This is a genomic window from Rhizobium sp. 05N430 (genome assembly GCF_056396985.1).
On the sequence record NZ_JBFTMO010000002.1, the window covers coordinates 381,670 to 402,098 of the forward strand.

Sequence of the window (20,429 nt, forward strand, 5' to 3'; positions counted from 1 at the left end):
ACCTTCCTAGGCCGCGGGATTTTCAACGATGACAAGCAGATGATGCCCCGTCAGGTTGATCGTCATTTCGTAGTGCTCGTCCTTGTCCATATCGACCTCGATGAAGGTCCGGCTCATCTCGTCGGTCCCCTCGTGGCGGACGCGGATCGGCAGCGGCTCGTCATCCGCCTTGTCGCCATAGATCTCCTCGAAACGATCCTCGAGGCCGTCCAGAACCTCCTCGAAGATCTTGTATTTGGAGATGTCGATGCGGTCCCCGACCATGAAATCAAGGATCTGGTGGACGACATCGGCACTGCTTTCACCAGCGGGCACAGTGAATTCGAACGTGTCTTCGCCCGCACCACCCTCGATGACGACAGCCAGCGGTCCGGCGCGGACCGTGTCGTCTCCCGCGCCGCCGATGACCTTTTCGAAACCCTCGATTACGTCGTGGCCGACATCAAAGCCGGTAGCGGTGCCGGTGTTCAGGTCAATCAGCACGCCGTGCGCTGCCTGCGAATAATCGATCGTGTCGAACCCGCCTTCACCGCGATACTCGTCATCGGATGCACCGGCTGCCGCGACCACGATATCGTCGCCGTCTCCGGTGCAGAGAAGATCGGCGCCCTCATTATCATTCAGGGTGTCATCGCCGTCCCCGGTCTTGATGATCTCGAAATTGCTGATGCTGTCGTTGCCGATCTCTTCACCCGTCGCATCAGCGGCCGCGAGATCGACGACGATCGACATGACCGCTGCGGAATAGTCGAGCGTGTCGATGCCGCTTCCGCCATCGTAGCGGTCGGCCACGGCATCGATGTCGCCTTCGACAACATCATCGCCGTCACCGCCTTCGACCAAGTCGGTTCCGCCGCCGCCGCTCAGATAGTCGTCGCCGGCATTGCCGTGTATCGCTTCGTCGGCAAGGCTGCCGGTCACCTCGTCGTCATTCGCCCCGGCGCGGACGATCTCGAAATTCGAGACGGCGTCATTGCCGATCTCCACTCCGGTGGCGGTGCCATCGGCGAGGTCGATCTCGACCGCCTCGGCCAGCGCCGAATAGTCGAGGGTATCGATCCCGGCGCCGCCATCGTAGATGTCGTCGGCCCCGTCGGCGTCTCCTGCGACCGTATCGCCGCCATCTTCGCCCTTCGCCGTGTCCYGGCCGCTGCCGCCGCTCAGGAAATCGTTGCCAGTGCCGCCCTTCAGTGTGTCGGTGCCCGCCTGTCCGAAGAGAACATCGTCGCCGTCGCCTCCATCAAGGTCGTCATCACCATCTTCACCGTCCAGGACGTCGTTGCCGGCATCGCCGCTCATTCTGTCGTGACCGTCGCCGCCACGAAGGATATCGGCATCCGCGCCGCCGCTGATGAGATCGTCGCCTTCCTCACCGTAGATCGTGTCGCGGCCTTCCTCGCCATAGAGGCGGTCATTGCCACGGCCACCCCATATGTGATCGTCGCCAAGACCGCCGAGAACGATATCATTGCCGTCGCCTGCGCGGATCGTATCGTTGCCGCTGCCGCCAACGATATTGTCGTCTCCATCACCGCCGTCCACGGTGTCGTTGCCGTCTCTGGCGTCGATATTATCGTTTCCGGCCAGCCCGCCGATCTCGTCGGCGCATTGCGTCCCCGAAAGCAGATCGTCTCCAGCCGTGCCGATGACGGGTGCTGCCTTGACCACCGAGAAATGTGCGGTCTGCAACACGGAGGCGGTGCCGTCGCTAATCTGGTAGGTGATGGTCACCGGACCGAGACCCGCTGCATCGTAGCTCCACCCGCCCGCCGTCTGCACCAGCTTGCCCGATGAGACCGTCAGATCCCGCACGGACAAGGCATCGCCATCGGGATCGAGCGCGCCGCGCAACAGGTCGGCAAGGCCGATCAAGGCAATGGCGCAACCGGAGACGTCAGCGAGGGTGACCGGGCTGGTGATACGCGGGGCGCGGTTTTGCGGTTTTTCGTTTCCTGTTTGAGGGGCGGGTGAGGAGACTCTCTCGTTGCTGCTGCCGGTGCCGGTGCTCGTTTGCGGCCCCGCCACGGATGCTTTCGAAGCCTTCCATGCATTGTCGTTCGAGGCGTGGAAGGAAACCGAAATCCCGCCTGAGCTTTTCAACAGCGCGAGGCTGGGCAGATTGAGCCTGTTGAATTCGATCGCCGGAGAATCGGTCAGCGCGTAGCTCACGCTGTTCTTGTGGTTCGAGAGCGTCACGCCCGAGGCCTTCTTTCCGGCCAGCGCGGCTTCGTCCTCCTCGTCCTCGATCCCTGCCGCCGCAAGAGCCGTGACAGCGTCGGCCGCCGGCAATGGTTCTTCGCCGTCCAGCGCCGGCCGGGCGTCTGCTTCTTCAGCGGGCGGGTTTGGCTGCTGATGAGATAGCGCTGTCTTCAGATAGAGAGCGAAACCTGTGAGAAACAACGTCATGAACATCGGCACTTTCGACTGCTTGTCCTCGTTCTTCAGGACATAGCGATCGTGCGGGTCTTCTTCCGTCTTTGCGGTTTTGGTTCCTTTGACCTCGATCATTCTGACATCCTCGCTGTGATGCGTGATCCGATCTGTGCCGCTGCTGCCGGCCGGCTGACCGGTTCGGCTGCCGTTGGCTTCAGGATCTCGTCCTTGGGTCCGAAGGCGACCATCTTTCCGTTCTGAATGACGGCAACCATATCGACGGCTGCAAGCGCACTTGGCCGGTGCGCGATGACGACGGCGATGCCGCCGCGGGCGCGTACCGCTTTGATCGTCTGCGTCAGCGCCATTTCACCCTCGCCATCGAGGTTGGAATTCGGCTCATCCATGATGACGATGAAGGGGTTACGGTAAAGCGCCCGTGCAAGGCCAATGCGCTGCCGCTGTCCGGCCGAAAGCGAGACGCCCTGCGGGCCGAGTGCCGTGCGGTAGCCATCCGGCATCCGCACGATCATTTCGTGGATGCCTGTCGTCTGCGCTGCATCGACGATCGCCCGGGCGTCGACCTGCGGCTCCAGCCGCGCGATGTTCTCCTCGATCGTCGCATCGAGCAGCGCCACATCCTGTGGCAGATAGCCGACATGCTGGCCGAGGTCGTCATCCGACCATTGCGTCAGTTCGGCGTCGTCGAGACGAACACTGCCGCGAAGGGTCGGCCAGACCCCGGTCAGGGCGCGCGCCAGCGTGGTCTTGCCGCCGCCGCTCGGGCCGATGATGCCGAGCGCCTGGCCGGCGGCGATCTCAAAGCTCACTTCGCTGAGAAGCACCCGTCCGGAACCCGGAGCAGCGACCGTTATCTTCTCGACCTTCAGCGTGCGGGCCGGTGCCGGCAGCGCCATCGGCGGCACGGCGCCGGCAAGTGCGATGACCGTCTCCTTCAGCCGAATGAAGGCGGTTCGGGCGGCGACAAAGCCCTTCCAGTTGCCGATCGCCAGATCGACGGGCGCAAGTGCCCGGGCCGAGGCGACCGAGGCGGCAATGATGGCGCCTGCCGACAATTCTCCCTGGATCGTCAGCCATGCCCCAAGACCGAGGACGGCCGACTGCAGGATCATGCGCAGCACGCGCGAGATCGCCCCAAACGTGCCGCTGATGTCGTTGGTGCGGGTCTGCAGTTCCAGGTGATCCTGGTTGGCGCGGTTGAAGCGGTCCACCGCGCGCCCGGCAAAACCCATGGCCTTCAGGATATCGGCATTGCGCGCGTTGGAATCCGCGATCGCATTGCGCTCGATGCCCGATTTGTGCGTGGCACTGGCGAGCCGCCGCGTCATCAGCTCGGTCGCGATGGTCAGCATCGACAGCACGAAGGCGCCGGCGAAAGTCAGCGCGCCGAGATAGGGATGCAGCATATAGACGAAGACGAGGTAGAGCGGCACCCACGGCAGGTCGAACAGGGCAACAGGACCCTGACTGCCGAGAAAGCTGCGAACGGTATCGACATCGCGCCCGCGCTCGAGCGCCTCTGCGGTTGAGAACCCGAACCGCGGCATGTCGATTGCCACCTGATGGGCCATGGGCGCGATCCGGCTGTCGAGCCGGGCGCCCATCCGCACCAGGATTTGCGAGCGGATGATGTCGAAGAAACCCTGGAACAGGTAGAGGCCGATCGCCAGGGCCGAAAGCCCGAGCAGTGTCGGAACGCTGCCGCTGGTCAGGGCGCGATCATAGATCTGCAGCATGTAGAAGGAGCCGGTCAGTGCCAGAATATTGATGACCCCTGATGTAAAGAACAGGAAGACGAATATTCCGCGCAGTCCGTGAGTCAGTTTCTCGACCTGCTTGCGCTTGTTACCGGTCAATGGAGTCTTGGGGCGCATGTCTTTCACCACTTCGTTCTGTTGTTGGGCTGTCAGGCGTGCCGGGAAAGTCGGCACGCCTGATGTCGCGGGTTACAGGTTGAAGTCGGAAGCGGTGAGGTTGTGGTTCCCCTTGATGTTGAGCCGGAGTTCGGCCGTGCTGTCGGCATCGACGCTGCCTTGGACGACCGTGTAGTCGCCATCGGCCCGGACCTCATGCGTGACGATCAGCTGGGCGGCACCTGTCAGCGCCGAACCGTTGACCAGCGTGAAGGCCTGGTTGCCGGCAACGCCGCCATTGGCGTCGGTGCCGCTGAGATCGATCTTGTCGCCCGGCTGGAAGCCGATGATCGTGTCGCCGTCGGCATCCTTTTCGGAGAGGAAGACGAACTTGTCGTTTCCGGCCCCGCCATCGATGATATTGACGGCAGCATTGGCGGTGATCGTGTCGGCCCCGGAACCGGTGACGACATTCTCGATACCCCACAGCGTATCGTTGCCCGAGAGGCTGCTCGATGCACTTCCTCGGCCCATGAAGCCGCTGCCGAGATCGACGGTCAGGTTTGCAGTGATCGCCGCCATATCCAGCGTGTCGCTACCGTCATCCCCATAGTAGGTGTCGTCGCCATCGCTTGCTTCGGCGACGAACATGTCGTTGCCGCTGCCGCCATGGGCGGTGTCGTTGCCGGCACCGGTGCGGATCATGTCGTCGCCGGCATCGCCGAAGACGCGGTCGGATCCGGCATCGCCATAGAGCATGTCGTTGCCTTCGCCACCCAGCAGGTCGTCATTTCCGGCGCCGCCGAAGACCATGTCGTTTCCGCCTTCCCCATTGAGGAAGTCGTCGCCGTCATCGCCGCGGATGATGTCGGCCCCGGCGCCGCCGGTTGCCACGTCATTGCCGGCAAAGCCGACGATCGTTTCACCACTGGCCGTACCAAGAAGCACGTCGGCGGCTGCAGTGCCTGCTATCGTCGCCCCTGCCGTTGCGGCTGGTGGCGTCGGGGCAGGCGGGTTCGGTGCCGGCGTATCTTCTTCCTCGGCCGTGGTGCCATCGCCATTGAACTGCGGCAGCCCGCCTTCGCTGGTGAACTGGATGCTGTGCTCGCCGTTGGTCATCGTCGTCACGCCGTTGGCACCGGTCGTGATCTCATAGTCGTCGACTGTGGTGCCTTCGGCCAGTTCGATGACGTCCTGCGGCCGCAACGTGCCGATGATCGTGTCGTTGCCGCCATTGGAGCGGAAGACGATACGGTGCGCAGAGCCGAGCGCCGAGATATCGATCGTGTCATTTCCGGCATCGCCGTCGATGGTGATCGTGTTGAGGCGCAGGCTGGTGGTCGAGAAGTCGCCGACGATGCTGAAGTTGTCATTCCCGGCCATTCCCGCCCCCGAAGGATCGACACCGTTGAGGCGGATTTCCTCGATCTCGTTGAGCTCCGCGATGACGGACGCATTGTTGCTGCCGTTGCGGGTGACGACGATTTCGGTCGCGGCATTGAGGTTCGCCGCGACGTTACCGGTGATCGCCAGCCAGGCTGCCCTGGTGTAGATCGTGTAGGCTTCGGCCGCGGCGTTGCCATTGATCACGAAGGTGTCGCCAGCGGCCCCTTCCGTGCCGCCATTGACGATGTCGCGGCCATCGGTGGCGCCGGAGGCATTGGCATTCCAGATAACAGTATCGTCACCGGCATCGCCATTGATGGTGTCGACACCGAAGTTACCCGTCGCATTGATCGTAAGGCTTTCGATGTTGACGCTTTCGTTGAGTTCGAGGCTGGTCGTCACGAAGCGAATGGCGGCGTTCGCGGTAAACGGTCCGGTGCCAAACAGGCTGAGATCGATGTTGCGGGGAAGGGTGTTCGCGGCGGTGTTGATCACGTCGACCTGCACGAAGTTCGTGCCGTCCCGAGAAAAGAGCACCGTTACCGCGTCGTTATCCGTTCCCGCGTCCAGTCCAGTGGCGACGAACGAGTAGCTGAGGGTGGCAGTGGTGGCCCCCGCGAGATCGACACTGCGCTGGATTTGCGCTCCGTTGAAATCGTTGCCATTGCCACCGAGAAATTGGAGGACGTTGTTGTTGCCAGCGTCGATGCGGATTTGACCCGTAGCGACAGCACCGCTGTCCCCACTCTCGATCCAATCGGGATCCCAAGTGGTCGTGCCGTTGGAGTTGCCCTGGTTCTGCGTGTCGAAACTGTCGACATAGTTCAGATTGGTGATCCCTAGGCCGCCGCTAAGTGTGTCGTTGCCGTCGCCACCATTGAGGGTATCCGCACCCGAACCACCGTTGACTACGTCGTTGCCGCCGTTTGCGTTGACGGTGTCATTGCCGCCAAGCGCGTTGATCGTCTCGGATGTGGTCCCCACTCCGTTGAGGGTGTTAGCGGCTTCGGTCCCTGTGATCGTGCTGGTCGGGGCTGCTGCCGCCAGTGTGAAGTCGGTGGCGTCGATGGCCCCCGTGTTGCTGCCATTGATCAGGATCGTACCTTGGATAGTCGAAGACGCTCCGTTTTCCCGGATAGTAATGAGCGTGTTGGCGCCTGAGCCGGATTCGAAGACGCGGTTGGCGAAGTTTGCCGCCGTGATCCCGAGCCCGCTGAGGTCGATCTTGTCCTGGTTGGCTGCTGTTCCTCCGGCGCTGTCGAAGCTGTTGATGGTGTCCTCGCCGAAGCCGGGCGCGTTGTAGACAATGGTATTGAAGCCACCGCCGACATCGATGGTGTCGTTGCCGGCCCCGCCAATGATCGTATCGTTGTCGTCGCCTCCGCTGATCGTGTCGTTACCATCGCCGCCATCGAGCAGGTCGTTGCCGTCGTCACCATTGAGCGTATCGTTGCCCCCCGCGCCGAACAGCTGGTTGGTCCCACCATTGCCGTTGATGACATTGTTGAGGGTGTTGCCGGTGCCCCTGACAGCGGCGCCGTTGAGGTCCAGATTCTCGAGATTTGCGCCGAGCGTGTAGTCGATGTCGGATTCGACGCGATCGGTACCGCCGATGAGGGCATCTGCCGAGGTTTCGGTCACAAGGTCACCAGCCTCATCGACCTCGTAGACGTCATTGCCGTCACCGCCGATCATGGTGTCAGCACCGAGCCCGCCTTGCAGCGTATCGTTGCCGCCAAGGCCGCTCAGGGTATCGGCGAGATCGCCACCGGAGATAACGTTGTTGCCCGCATTGCCGGTGCCGACGAACTGGCTGGCATCGGCGCCGAGGAAGGCGAGGTTTTCGACATTGGCCATGGCCACGATCGACAGGTCGGCGAGGAAGGTCTCGACCGTATCCGTGCCTTCGCCCGCAACTTCCACCACGACGTCAAGCAGATCGTCGACGCCGTAGGTGTCGTTGCCTGCGCCGCCGACCATGGTGTCGGCGCCGATCGCGCCTTCGAAGTCGTCGAGAGCTGCGTTGAGACGGTTGTCGAGGTCGTCATTGCCCGCGCCGCCGACCAGGAGGTCGTCGCCGAGGCCGCCGACGAGATCGTCGTTGTCACCGCCGCCGAAGATCAAGTCGTTGCCGCTGCCGCCGGTGATTGCGTCATTGTCGCCATCTTCGCCGGCGATCAGGTTGTTGATAGCCGAGGCCGCCAGATTGACGGTACGCGTACCGCCCGCCGGGTCTGCCCGGCTGATGGCATAGTCGCCGACCAGCTGGTAGCCGTTGAAGAAGGCGCCGTTGAAGTTGATTAGCTCGACGCCGGTTTCTGCAACGTTGCCGGTGTAGTGACCGTTCACGGTGATGGACTGCTGCACGCCTGTCGGCAGCGTATAGTTGATCACCAGGTTGCCGTTCTCAGTGCCCGTATTACTGTCGAAGGCATTGAGGGCGTTGATGGTCAGGATCGGCAGGCCATCTACATCGACGCCCGTGCTCGGGGCTAGGATCGAGATCTTGTCTGCCGTTCCCGCGCCCGCGCCACCGGCTTCGATGATGACGTCGTTGCCGTCGCCAAGGCTGAAGGAGTAGGTGTCGTTGCCGAGGCCACCATTGAGCGTGTCGCCGGCAACCGCACCAGTGCCGACCGTGGTGCGGGTAATAGCAAGGGTGTCTATCGAGACAAACTCGCCCCCTTCCAGCGCGCTGGTGACAAAGCGGATCGCAGCATTCGCCGTGAAGGGACCCGCAAGGTTGATATTGCGCGCCGCTGTTGACGATGTGCTGTTGATGGTGTCGACCAAGACGAAGTCGGCCTCAGAACCGCTCCGCGAGAAATAAACCCTGACGGCGTCGTCGTCTGGTGCGGCGTCAAGGCTGTTGTTGCCGGTGCTGCGGCCAACGGTGTAAGCCAGAGTGGCAGCAGTTGCATCGGCGAGGTTCACAGTGCGCTGGATCTGGCCGCCATCCCCGGCATTGAACCGTAGATTGTCCTGACCATTATCGAGGCGAATCTGGCCCGTCGTTGGACTGCCTGTCGCTGGGTCGCCGGGTGTGCTGTCGCCAGTTTCTGTCCAGGGCGTCGTCCACGCGGGATTGCCGTTGGGTCCGTTGGAGTTGGTAAAACTGCTGGTGTTGAAGTTATCCTGGAAGGTCACAGTCGTCAGAGCCGCGACGGCCCCATCGGCGCCGCCAACCAGGATGTCGTTGCCGCCATTGCCGTTGAGCACATCGGAGCCGGCAAGGCCGAGGATCAGGTCGTCCGTTGCCGTGCCGTTCAGTACCGGCTGGTTGAGCGGAGCCGCCCCCTGTGGGGCAAGGCCATTGTCGCTGTAAGGCGTGCCGACGATGATGTTGAGCGCACCACCTCCGGCAAACTCCACCTTCTCGATGTTGCGCAGGCGGTCGCTGCCATCGATTGCGTCTTCGACAGCATGGGTGACGATGACCTGCCCGTCCGTGGTGGCCGAGAAGGCGTATTCGCCGCGGTCGCCGCGGAAGACGGCGGTGTCGGTATCGGCGATGTTGTCCGCACCAGCCGTGGTGATTTCACGAATGATCTGTAGCTGGCCGGGGTTGATCCGGCCTTCGAACATCCAGGCCGCGAGCGTCTTGGTAACAGAGGCGCCGTTGACGACAAGCGTGACGAGGCTCGTCATGCTCTTGATATTCGGATTGCCGGCAATTTCCGTGCCGGTGGGACCGTTATCATCGAACCCGCTCATGATGCCAATGCGGACGTTCAGCCACTTGTCGCCATCGATGATGTCGTCGCCGCCGTTACCCTGGATGCGGTCGTCACCATCGCCGCCGAGGATGATGTCGCCGCCGGCAAAGGAGGTGACACCCGCGCCGAGTACAGCCTGCAGGCCGGCGATCAGGGCGATGCCCTGCGCGTCGAGCGTGCTGCCGAGATAGCCGCTCGTGCCGCCATTGGCGAGGCTGGCGCGGTCGGCCGCCACGTCTTCGGTGCCGCCAAGCACGTCAGCGAAGCGGGTGCCGGAGAGGCCTTCCATCGACTCATACTCGTCGAGTGCCGCGTTCTGCGGTAGGGTCGGGGCCTCGTCGAAGACAATCGGGCGGGAGAGGTCGGCATTCACGCCAAGCGTATTGTCTTTGTAGGTCGCCCAGTCAAAGCCGGACATGCCGGCCATCTTGCCGCGGCCGGCGCTGCCGACCATGATGTCGTCGCCGCCTTCGCCGATGAACTCGTCGAAGCCGCCATCGCCGAGGAACACGTCGTTTCCGTCGATGCCGTCATGGGCGAAGATTTCGTCGAAGTTGTCGCCGGGCGCGCCGTCAAAGGTACCGGTCTCGATCCAGTCGTCACCCTCGTTGCCGAGAATGCGTTCGGCATTCTTGTTGCCGTAGATGAAGTCGTTGCCGGTGCCGGCGAAGACTTCCGAGCCCATGTCTGTGCCGAGGAAGATGAAGTCCTGGCCGTCATTGCCCATGACGAGGTCGAGGCCGGGGCCTGCATGTACGACGTCATGGCCCTTGCCGGCCTTGATGTTGTCGTCGCCGCCGCTGTCGACGATGATATCGTTGCCGTCGCCGCCATTGATGATGTCGTTGCCGAAGCCGCCTTCCAGCCGGTCGTTGCCGCCGTCGCCGAAGAGCGTGTCGTCGCCGATGCCGGCGATCAGGGTGTCGTTGCCCCCGGTGCCGCCGAGGACGACGTGGTCGCCACCGGTGTAGCGGAGATAGTTGGTATCAGGGCCCGCTGTGGCCGGGTTGTCGCGAATGACGAGCGGTGTCAGCAGGCTGGTACCGAGAGGATCGATGCCGCGGTTGTCGGCGCTTTCATTGATCACCGTATTCGGATCGTCCTCCAGGATGCCGTCGGCGCCGGCATCCTCGCCCAGGCCGGGATTGTATTGCTTGGTGCGGTCGATCTCCAGGATGAGGCCGGGCGTCGAGAAGACGTCGGACGGCAGATGCGTGGCGTCGGTGTTGCGCATGATCATCGCGGCGAAGGAGTTGTTCTCCATCTCGCCGAAGAGGTGAAGACCGTCGAGGCGCTGCAGATAGTAGAAGCGGTCGCCGTTCTGCAGCTTTTCCATCTGCACTTCGAAGACGAAGTTGAAGGTCGAGCCCAGCATACCGCCGAAGGGCATGATCTGTTCGGCAAGGCCGCCGATCCAGAGATCGACGTTTTCGAGGCCACCGAGCAACGCTGCATAGGTGCCGGTGCCGTTCAGGAAGTCGAAACGATCAGTATAGTTCACGCCGCCAATGGTTACTCCATCGACATCGTTGCCGTCGCCAATGATGAGGGCCAGGGCCGCGTCGCGCTTGCCTACAAGTGTGGTCGCGGTGGTGATCGCAGCATGTGTGCCGTAAGCCGCGATGAAGTTGATGATCGACGCTTCATGCTTGAGGTGACCGGCGAAATCGACCCAGCTCTCGTAGGGCTTGAGCAGCGCGTCCTCGTTGGTGGCCTCGTAGAAGGTCCGCCGCGCCTCGTTCAGTGATGGCACGCCGGTGTCGCGGCCGCGGGCGAGGTTAATCGTCGCGAGGTCGAGCGGCAGGCCGAGCAGATTGTTGCGCAGCGCCGTCGTCACGAACTCGTCGATCTCGTTGCCGACCTGCCGGGTCATGCCGCGGATGATCGCACCCGCCGCAACGTCGTCGCCGATCGAATGGGCAACGCCGGTATCGCCGCCATCGAAGGCGAGCGGATTGAGGAAGCCCTCGATCAGGCCGATATGGTCTTCGTTGAATGACGGGTCGAAGCGGTCGATCGACTCGGTCAGCATCGAGTGGCCGAAGCGATAGACCACATGGGCGAATTCGGCGACGATCGACGGGTCGATGGTCGTGTCGAAGCCATCAGGCACCAGGAACACGTTGATATTCGGCTGGATCTTCCGGGCGAATTCTTCGAAGACGAGATGCTGGTACTGCATCTCGGTGCCGAATTTGGCCGCCTGGAAGAGGCGCTCGCCATCCCAGACCAGCGATGCGATCTGCCCGGCCGTCGGCAGAGCAACCAGATCGACTTCCAGCCACTCGTTGATGAAGGTGAGGTCGTTGCTTGCGAGCACCGTGTCCTTCGTATGCTGCACAAGCCGGTTATGCTCGGCATGGAAGACGTGGTGGACGGCGGTCAGGCCGATATTCTCGTTGACGCGGCCGTCGCCGGCAATGAAGTGCGCGTCCAGCAGTTCGTTGTCATATTCCGTATCGCCGTTGCCCGGGTTGCCGAGACCGATGGTGATGTCACCATCGGCGATCTTGCCGATCGGCACGGCCTCATGGGCGATGTCGGCGAGGAACGCGCTGGCGGTGCGGATAGCGCCGGTCGTCGAGGCGCCCAGCCCCCCATTGGCGGTCGGGTCGCCTTCCCGCACAATGTCGTCGGCCGTGTTGGGGATACCGTCCGCGCCGATCCCGAGGATGATCTGCGGGAAGCCGTTCGCGCCGGGTATGAAGTTGCCGTAGGGGTCAGTACGCAGCAGCGGGACGGCGCCGACGTCGGCATCCGTCAGGTTGATGCCGAGCAGTGTCTTCGCCTGAGCCTTGACCTCGCCCCAGGTCGCCATGCCGCCGTTGCCGCCTTCGATCAGCTTGCCCGTTGCAACCGGATCGCCTGCCGTATTGAGCTGATACTGGCGCAGGAAGACCTGGTGCGACGCATGCGAGGCGTAGGTCTGATTCTGGTCGACATAGGAGGTTGTCGTGTTAACGGGGCGGACGTCGTCAGTGGTGCCCATGATACCATCTGCGCCAGCCGAAACCGTCGCACGGGTCAGCACCATGAAGTTCGTATGGCTGCCTGGGACATAGAGCGGATCGTCCTCCGCCAGGGGGATGAACACCGTTCCGCTGCCACCCTTGTTGATCAGATCGAGGCCGTGATCGAAGAACTGGCCGAACAGGGTGAACCAGGAATTGAACGGCGCCGAAAGACCTTCATCCGGTGCGACGGCAGGAAGATAGACGTTGTCGCCCTGCATGGTGATGCCGAAGGGCTCAAGCGCCGCATCGCGCACCTCGCGCGCAGCTTCCAGATCGGTCACTGTCGCGGCATGCGCTGCCGTGGCATTCGCCAATGTATCGAGCGCGGTCTGTTCCGCAGGCGTCGGCGGCGTGTTGGGATCGCCATCACCAAGCGCATCGGCTGCGGTCTTGGCGTTCTGCATGACGACGCGTGCCTGGTACTCGGCGTCTGAAGCCGGCTTGAATGTCTGGTAGATCGCCGTGACTGCGGGAAGATCGGTCATCGGGCTTGCCGCGCCGGCTCGCTCAAGTGCGGTCAGGATAGCGGCCGGATTGCCGAGCGTCTGATCGACGAGCAGATTCGAGATGGTGCGGAGGCTTGAATCGAAAACGAGGGAACCGGGATTGTTCGACGGGTTGTAGTTGGGAGCCGTCGGCATTGCAGGCGCTCCGCCCGGACCATCTGGATCGAAGAGCGTGCCATCGGCGGGCCGGTAGATCGGAGACATCAGCTCGGGAAACTCTGCGCCGGCGGCGCCCCACATTTCCTGGCCGGGCAGGAGGTGGTTGTAGGATCCATCGACCGTCCGCAACCCCCAGGCCACGTTGTAAGCGGGGATCAGGCCACCTGGTCCATAAAGCGGCGTTCCAGCAGCATGCGCCTCTGCAATCTTGATCTGCGCCAGGATGAAATCGAGATCCGAACGGATATAGGTGACCATGGTACTCTCCCCTCTGATTGCACGGGAAACGATTATCGTTTCGGCAATGCTTGCTCCCCACAAAGAATTCGCAGGATCGAGCCGGGCGGCGGGATTTTTTACTCGGAGCGCAAAGTTGCGCCCCGAAAGAATCCAGTAGAAACCGATCGGCATTATCTGCGATGATCGGATGATGTCTCGGGGGGAGGCCACGGAATAGTTCCATAGGTCCGGGGACATCTAGAGACTTTGGTCTTTGAGGGGGGCGGGACTTTTGACCCGCAAATAAATGTGACTTACGTCCCTGGCAGTAAGAATGCCGAAGGCGGAGGGCCGGGCATGTCCGGCATCTGGCAAGGCCTTGATGTCACCCGGCAATTTCTCATTGTTGCGGGTATCGTCGTCTGTGGTTCGATGGCGCTGCTGGGGGAATGGCTGAGTGGACAGATCGCCGCCAACCAGCTGAGGAGCCGGGCCGAATCCGGCGCCCTCTACATGGAGGGTTTTCTGGCTCGCCATATCGAGGGAAATGCCGATGATCCTCAGGTGTCTCCGGCCCGCCAGGAGGAATTGGATGAGTTGCTGATCGGCACGGATCTCGCACGGCGCGTCGAAGGCTTCCGGATATGGCGCCACGATGGTCTCGTCATCTACAGCACCAACAAATCGCTGATTGGAAAGACTTTTCCCTCGCAGGATATCGAGCACGCTTTCAAGGGGCGGGTCGTCGCCCAGCTTGAGGATAGCCACGACGACGGAGAGGACGATGGTCCCGCGGCAACCCACCGGCCGCTCATCGAAATCTATGCCCCGATCTACCGGCCGGGCACGCGGGATATCATCGCCGTCGGAGAGCTTTATGAGGAGGCGGGCGAATTTGTCGTTCAGCGCAACAGGGTGCAGCGCCATACATGGGTGATTGTCGGAGCCACCTCGCTGGCGATCATGGCGCTCTTGTTTCTGATCGTCCGGCGGGCCAGCAGGACGATTGCCGGTCAGCGGGCGGTATTGAAGACGCAGCTCGCTCAGGCGCGGGCACTGGCGGAGCAGAATACGGAGCTTCGAAAGGCGGCGGACCGGTCCCGCATGGATGCCACCCAATCGAACGAGCAGCTTCTCAACCGGATTGGCGCCGATCTGCACGATGGTCCGGTTCAGCTGCTCAGTCTGCTGATCCTCAAGCTGAGCGGATCTGCGGCAAGCGCCAATTTGCCGAAGGTGGCGCTTGAACGCGTGCCGGAGATCAAGGGGGGCGAGCTCGCACCCGTTCATATTGCGCGTCTGGTGTTGACCGAATTGCGGGAGCTATCGACCGATCTTGTCGTGCCCGAGATCGAGCACATGCCGCTGGAGGCCGCCTTGCAGATGGCGGTCGAGCAGCATGAGTATGCGACGGGATCAAAGGTCTTATCGGCCTACGGGAAACTTCCCGAGCGCGTCGCGCATCCGCTGAAAATCTGTCTTTATCGCGTGGTGCAGGAAGGGCTCAACAACGCATTCCGACACGGCGGCGGCCGAGGTCAGCGCGTGTCTGCATCATCCGATATGTCCGAGATCGTCGTGACCATTGCCGATGAAGGTCCAGGGATTGCGCCAGAGAGCAGCATAGATCGGCACCGTCCGCTCGGCCTCCAGGGCATTCGCAACCGTGTCGCTGCATTCAGGGGGCACGTCGATATCCGGCCGGGGCCGGTTTCCGGCACGGAGCTTCGGGTGACGGTGCCGATGGAGGGCAACAGTCTCTAGTGCCGCGGAATGGAATCGCCGGCACCCTCCAGCTTTTGTGCGGCGATCAGCACTTCCAGCCGGTTTCGGGCATTCAGCTTCTGCATCAGGATCGTCATGTAATTCTTGACGGTCTTCTCGCCGATCTTGAGGCCGATTGCGATCTGCCGGTTGGTGAAGCCCCGCAGAAGCATGCCGATGATTTGCCCCTCGCGGATGCTGAGCTTCAAATCCGCTCCGGCCTTTTTGCGCAGCGAAGCGATCTTGAGTTCTTCGATGACCTTGCAGGCAAAGGCCGGCGTGATGAACATGTCGCCGCGATGCACGGCGCTGATTGCCTGGACGAGCTCCTGAATGCTGCTGCCTTTGAGAACATAGCCGCTCGCGCCGGCATTGAGCGCACGCACCGCGTAATCGCTGCCCGTGTTCGCTGTAAAAACCAGTATTTTGGTGCGGATTTTTTCGACCAGTTTCGTGATCACGTCGAAGATGTTGCCGGGCATCATCAGATCGACGACAAACACATCCGGCGCCAGTCTTAGGCCGATATCCAATGCATCGTCGGCGCATGTGCCAGTCGCTGCGATAGTAAATTCCGGATTCTTTCCAAGAATTTCCGTCAGTCCGGCCACCATTAACGGGTGGTCGTCAATAACTACTACCGAGATCGGACTCATGATACGCGTCCTGTTCATAGTATCTGTGCAATTAGTATTCGTAAAATAATTCTATGTCCATCTAAGTCATTCTGACTATTTCCATAGTCGTAGCTAATTTGGATTAATCATCCGATTTATTATTCAAGTAAATAAGGTTGTATTTGTAGAATTTTAGGAAATATTGAACGTATTGCTGTCGGCTGTAGGACATCGGTGACGTGTGTGGGCGTCGTCTCGCGCGTTGCAGCCGTGGAAAACGATCATGTCGAGGCGGACGGCCCGGAGCGATGCTGCGCGCGAAACCGTTGGAATAGATCAACTTGCCCGGGCAGGTGTCCGGGCAAGTATTCTATCCCATTCAGCCGATGGTCATCAGGCTGGCGTTACCGCCGGCGGCGGCCGTGTTGATCGAGGTCGAGACCTCTTCGATTAGCCAGTTCAGGCAATAAGCTTCGATATCGCTCTCGATTTCGGCGGCCGTCGCCGATTGCACCAGGACAAGCGGTCCATCGAGTGCGGCGATCGCCTTGTTGAGCGTCCGGATGCGCTCTGCGCGGCCCTCCAAAAGGGCTGCGGCAAAGGGACCGTCCTTGTTCCAGTCCGAAGTCCAGGAGACGCGCGCCGCGACGCTTGCGGGAATGTCCTTCAGTGCGGCGCGAAGGCCGGTGGCTTCGTCGATAACGGCCTGGTTTCCGGTGGCGAGCGCAGCGGCCAGCTGGCGATAGAGGCCACGTTCGCTCTCGGGAGCGAGCAGAACCCGTCCGCGCGGATGAAGCGCATAGATGTTGCGCTCGCCGACAGGACCGGCAAGTTCCTTCTCAAGGCCAACGGCGGAGAGGCTTCCGAGCTCGCGTGCGGCCTCGGCGTCGTCAGCCCGTCCCTTGCCCGATAGCCAGACTGCGAAGTCGGCAAGAGCCGGGTCGGTGTGAACGGAGCTGTGCTGCGGCGGCACCGGTGCCTTCTGGACCAGGCGGCCGATATAGAGCGGACCGCCCGCCTTCGGGCCGGTGCCCGACAGGCCACGGCCGCCGAACGGCTGGACGCCGACGACCGCGCCGATGATGTTGCGGTTGACATAGAGATTACCCGCCTGGATGCGGCTGGTGACGTGAGCGATCGTCTCGTCGAGACGCGTGTGAAGCCCGAATGTCAGGCCGTAGCCGGAGCCGTTGATATCATCGATCAGGCGATCGAGATCTTCGCGGCGGTAGCGGATAACGTGAAGAACCGGCCCGAAGATTTCCTTTTCCAGATCGGACAGCTTCTTGAGTTCGATGATGGTCGGCGGCACGAAGGTGCCGAGGCCCGCAGTCTCAGGCAGAGGCAGCTGCTCGACCTTGCAGCCGAGCGCCTTCATCTTCTCGATATGGGCGTCGATATCGCCTTTTGCGGTCGCCGTGATGACCGGGCCGACATCGATGCTGAGGCGATCGGTACGGCCGATCGTCAGCTCCTGGAGGGCGCCCTTCAGCATCGTCAGGGTGCGGTCAGCGACGTCCTGCTGCAGGCAGAGCACGCGCAATGCCGAGCAGCGCTGACCGGCGCTGTCGAAAGCCGAAGCGATGACATCGCCGACGACCTGTTCGGCAAGTGCGGAGGAATCGACGATCATGCCGTTCTGGCCGCCTGTCTCGGCGATCAGCGGGATCGGTTTGCCCAACGCCGAGAGACGGTTGGCAAGCTGTGCCTGAATCATCCGGGCGACGCCGGTGGAACCCGTAAACATCACGCCGGCCGTCTCTTCCGCGTCGATCAGCGCGGCGCCGAGGCGGCCGCTGCCCGGGGTGAACTGAAGCGCTGCGCGCGGAACGCCGGCCTCATGCAGGATCCTGACGCTTTCGAAGGCGATGATCGGGGTGACGCCCGCAGGCTTGGCAATAACTGGGTTGCCCGCCACCAGCGCTGCGGCGACCTGTCCGGTGAAGATCGCCAGCGGGAAGTTCCAGGGGCTGATGCAGACGATCGGGCCGAGAGGCACATGCGACGGGCCGAGTGTGCGGCGAGCCTGTTCCGCATAGTAGCGCAGGAAGTCGATTGCCTCGCGTACCTCGCCAATGGCGTTGGCGGCGGATTTGCCGGCCTCGCGGATGATGATGCCCATCAGCGGCTCGATCCGCGACTGCATGATATCGGCGGCGCGATCGAGGCAGGCTGCCCTGTCTGCCGGCGGGACTGCCGCCCATTGCTTGGCGCCGTCAGCCGCGAACCTGGCGATCCTGGCGGCGGCGTCGATCTCCACTTCGGTCACCTGACCGACAACGTCTCCATGATCGGCCGGATTGAGAACCGGGCTTGTCGTGCCATCCACCGAGCCGTCTGCCATAAGCGGCGTGGCATGCCAGCATTTCGTGGTTGTCTGAAGCAGGTTGCCGGCAAGGCGGGCCAGTTCCATTTCGTTCGAAAGGTCGATGCCCGAGGAATTGTTGCGTTCGGCGCCATAGAGGTTCTGCGGCAGGGAGATGAGATCGTGCGGCTTGCCGATGGGCGTGGCGGCTTCGACGAGATCGACCGGATCGGTGGTCAGGTCATCCACCGAAACCTTGGGGTCCGAGATGCGGTTGACGAAGGAGGAGTTCGCGCCATTCTCGAGCAGGCGGCGGACGAGATAGGCGAGCAGCGTTTCATGCGTGCCGACGGGCGCGTAGATGCGGCAGGGCCGGTCGAGATTCTGCTTGCCGACGACCTCGTCATAAAGAGGCTCGCCCATACCATGCAAGCACTGGAACTCGTACTTGCCGATCTGGAAGTCCGGGCCTGCGAGCTGATAGATGGTCGCCAGCGTCTGGGCATTATGCGTTGCGAATTGCGGGAACACGGCGTCAGTGGCGGCCAGCAGCTTGCGGGCGCAGGCGACATAGGCAACGTCGGTGTGGATCTTGCGCGTATAGACGGGGAAGTCAGGCAGGCCGTCGAGCTGGGCGCGCTTGATCTCGGCGTCCCAATAGGCGCCCTTGACGAGGCGCACCATCATCCGGCGGCCGGAGCGGCGGGCGAGATCGATGATGTAGTCGAGCACGAAGGGGCAGCGCTTGCCATAGGCCTGAACGACGAAGCCGAGACCGTTCCAGCCTTTCAGCCCGGCGTCGAGGCTGAGTTCTTCGAGGAGGTCGAGCGACAGTTCGAGGCGATCGGCTTCCTCGGCGTCGATATTGAGGCCGATGTCATATGTGCGGGCAAGCAGTGCCAGTTCGCGAACGCGGGGCAGAAGCTCGGTCATCACCCGTTTCGACTGGGCGCGGACATAGCGGGGGTGAAGAGCCGACAGCTTGATCGAGATGCCCGGCCCGGCATAGACGCCGCGGCCATCCGATGCCTTGCCGATCGCGTGGATCGCCTTCTCGTAGTCGCGGTAGTAGCGGTCGGCATCCTTTGCCGTCGTCGCTGCCTCGCCCAGCATGTCGTAGGAGTAACCAAAGCCGCGTGCTTCGAGCGGACGGGCGCGCTTCAGCGCCTCGTCGATCGTCTCACCGGTGACGAACTGCTCGCCCATCATGCGCATCGCCATATCGACGCCGCGACGGATCACCGGTTCGCCGCAGCGGGCAATCAGCCGGGTCAGCGCGGCGGCAAGGCTGCGGTCGTTGACGGTCGATGTCAGCTTGCCGGTGACCACAAGTCCCCAGGTCGCCGCGTTGACGAACAGCGAGCGTCCGCCACCGACGTGCGACTTCCAGTCACCCTCGGAAATCTTGTCGCGGATCAGCGCATCGCGCGTGGCCGTATCGGGGATACGCAGCAGCGCTTCGGCGAGGCACATGAGCGCAACGCCTTCCTGGCTCGACAGTGAATATTCCTGCACCAGGCCCTCGACGCCGGTTCCCTTGTGCTTGGCACGCAGCGCCTCGATCAGCTTGCGCGCGGTATCGCGGGCGGCGGCCTTCATATCCGCAGGCACGCGGGCTGCTTCCACGAGGGGCGGCAGGCATTCCGTTTCCGGGCGCCGGTAGGCGGCGGTGATGGCCTTGCGCAGGTCCGATTGCTCGCGGATCGGCGGCGCAAACTCGGCAAATGGCGAATTGGAATCCGGACCTGGTGCGTTATCGGCGGCGTTGAGCATTGCGGGATCCTAGCAGCGGGACTTGTTTGAACGGCAACTGCCGGCGTCTGTTCGATACGCAAGGCGCATGCGCCCATGCCCCAAACCACCGGCAGCGGCAATCTAGCATAAATGTGCCTGGTCGATCCAACTTGATAGAGGGCGATTTCAATGGCAATTATCTATAGATATCGCGATTGGGATGCTAATATGCCTAAAGAGACCGCCTTGTTTAGTGAACTCGACCAACTGGACAGGAAGATACTGGAGGCCCTGTCGGAAGATGGGCGGATCTCCATTACAGACCTGGCAGCGCGCGTCGGCCTGTCGAATACTCCATGCCAGATCCGCTTCAAGCGGCTGATCGCCGAAGGCTATATCGAGGGTTTCCGGGCGGTGCTCAATCCGGCGAAGATGGAACTCGATCATATCGCCTTCGTCGAGGTCAAGCTCTCGAACACGACCGAGGGCGCGCTGAAGAGCTTCAACGATGCGGTCAAGAAGATCAAGGAGGTCGAACAGTGCCACATGATCGCCGGGCGCTTCGACTATTTGCTGAAGGTTCGCACCCGCGACATCGCCAAATACCGCCGTGTTCTCGGCGAGAAGATTTCGACGCTGCCGCATGTCTCGAGCACATCGACCAATCCGGCGATGGAAACGGTCAAGGAAGGCTGGGACAAGTTCAATCCCAGCCTTTGAAACTGCGGCCCGATCGGCCGCAGTTCGATTTCTGAGGGCTGG

At 62.1% G+C, this 20,429-nt stretch carries 7 protein-coding genes; 2 read left to right on the forward strand and 5 right to left on the reverse strand.

Going from position 1 to position 20,429, the window contains the following annotated elements; translation table 11 throughout:
• Positions 1-6: 6 nt before the first annotated feature.
• The 3 genes from AC1DJO_RS05595 to AC1DJO_RS05605 all read right to left on the reverse strand — a co-directional run bounded on the left by AC1DJO_RS05595 (position 7) and on the right by AC1DJO_RS05605 (position 13,286).
• Positions 7-2,508 carry a calcium-binding protein gene (locus tag AC1DJO_RS05595; RefSeq protein ID WP_477969501.1) on the reverse strand — a complete coding sequence of 834 codons (2,502 nt, stop codon included), beginning with the start codon at positions 2,506-2,508 and terminating at the stop codon, positions 7-9.
• Positions 2,505-4,268: a type I secretion system permease/ATPase gene (locus AC1DJO_RS05600; protein WP_112388622.1), complete on the reverse strand. Its 1,764-nt coding sequence runs from the start codon at positions 4,266-4,268 to the stop codon at positions 2,505-2,507. Before AC1DJO_RS05600 ends, AC1DJO_RS05595 begins: the two co-directional genes overlap by 4 nt.
• 72 nt (positions 4,269-4,340) lie before the next feature.
• Entirely contained in the window at positions 4,341-13,286 is an 8,946-nt protein-coding gene (locus tag AC1DJO_RS05605; protein WP_112388621.1) for a peroxidase family protein, read from the reverse strand.
• Between the two features lie 318 nt (positions 13,287-13,604).
• Between AC1DJO_RS05605 and AC1DJO_RS05610 the strand changes: the two genes are divergently transcribed.
• On the forward strand, positions 13,605-15,011 hold the full coding sequence (locus tag AC1DJO_RS05610; RefSeq protein WP_112388620.1) for a sensor histidine kinase: 1,407 nt from the start codon (positions 13,605-13,607) through the stop codon (positions 15,009-15,011).
• On the opposite strand, the gene AC1DJO_RS05615 is transcribed toward AC1DJO_RS05610, so the two are convergent.
• Both AC1DJO_RS05615 and putA read right to left on the reverse strand, forming a co-directional pair.
• Positions 15,008-15,667 (reverse strand): response regulator, encoded by a 660-nt coding sequence (locus AC1DJO_RS05615; RefSeq protein WP_112388619.1) that lies wholly within the window; start codon positions 15,665-15,667, stop codon positions 15,008-15,010. The genes AC1DJO_RS05610 and AC1DJO_RS05615 overlap by 4 nt on opposite strands.
• A 340-nt stretch (positions 15,668-16,007) precedes the next feature.
• Positions 16,008-19,706, reverse strand: coding sequence for a trifunctional transcriptional regulator/proline dehydrogenase/L-glutamate gamma-semialdehyde dehydrogenase (putA, locus tag AC1DJO_RS05620; RefSeq protein ID WP_112388618.1), 3,699 nt, complete (start codon positions 19,704-19,706; stop codon positions 16,008-16,010).
• A 189-nt stretch (positions 19,707-19,895) separates the two neighbouring features.
• Between putA and AC1DJO_RS05625 the strand changes: the two genes are divergently transcribed.
• Positions 19,896-20,387: an Lrp/AsnC family transcriptional regulator gene (locus tag AC1DJO_RS05625; protein ID WP_112389026.1), complete on the forward strand. Its 492-nt coding sequence runs from the start codon at positions 19,896-19,898 to the stop codon at positions 20,385-20,387.
• Positions 20,388-20,429: the final 42 nt, after the last annotated feature.

Coding starts and splice junctions, on each gene's coding strand:
- AC1DJO_RS05600 (WP_112388622.1), bottom strand. CDS start 4,268: ATGCGCCCCAAGACTCCATTGACCGGTAACAAGCGCAAGCAGGTCGAG.
- AC1DJO_RS05605 (WP_112388621.1), bottom strand. CDS start 13,286: ATGGTCACCTATATCCGTTCGGATCTCGATTTCATCCTGGCGCAGATC.
- AC1DJO_RS05610 (WP_112388620.1), top strand. CDS start 13,605: ATGTCCGGCATCTGGCAAGGCCTTGATGTCACCCGGCAATTTCTCATT.
- AC1DJO_RS05615 (WP_112388619.1), bottom strand. CDS start 15,667: ATGAGTCCGATCTCGGTAGTAGTTATTGACGACCACCCGTTAATGGTG.
- putA (WP_112388618.1), bottom strand. CDS start 19,706: ATGCTCAACGCCGCCGATAACGCACCAGGTCCGGATTCCAATTCGCCA.
- AC1DJO_RS05625 (WP_112389026.1), top strand. CDS start 19,896: ATGCCTAAAGAGACCGCCTTGTTTAGTGAACTCGACCAACTGGACAGG.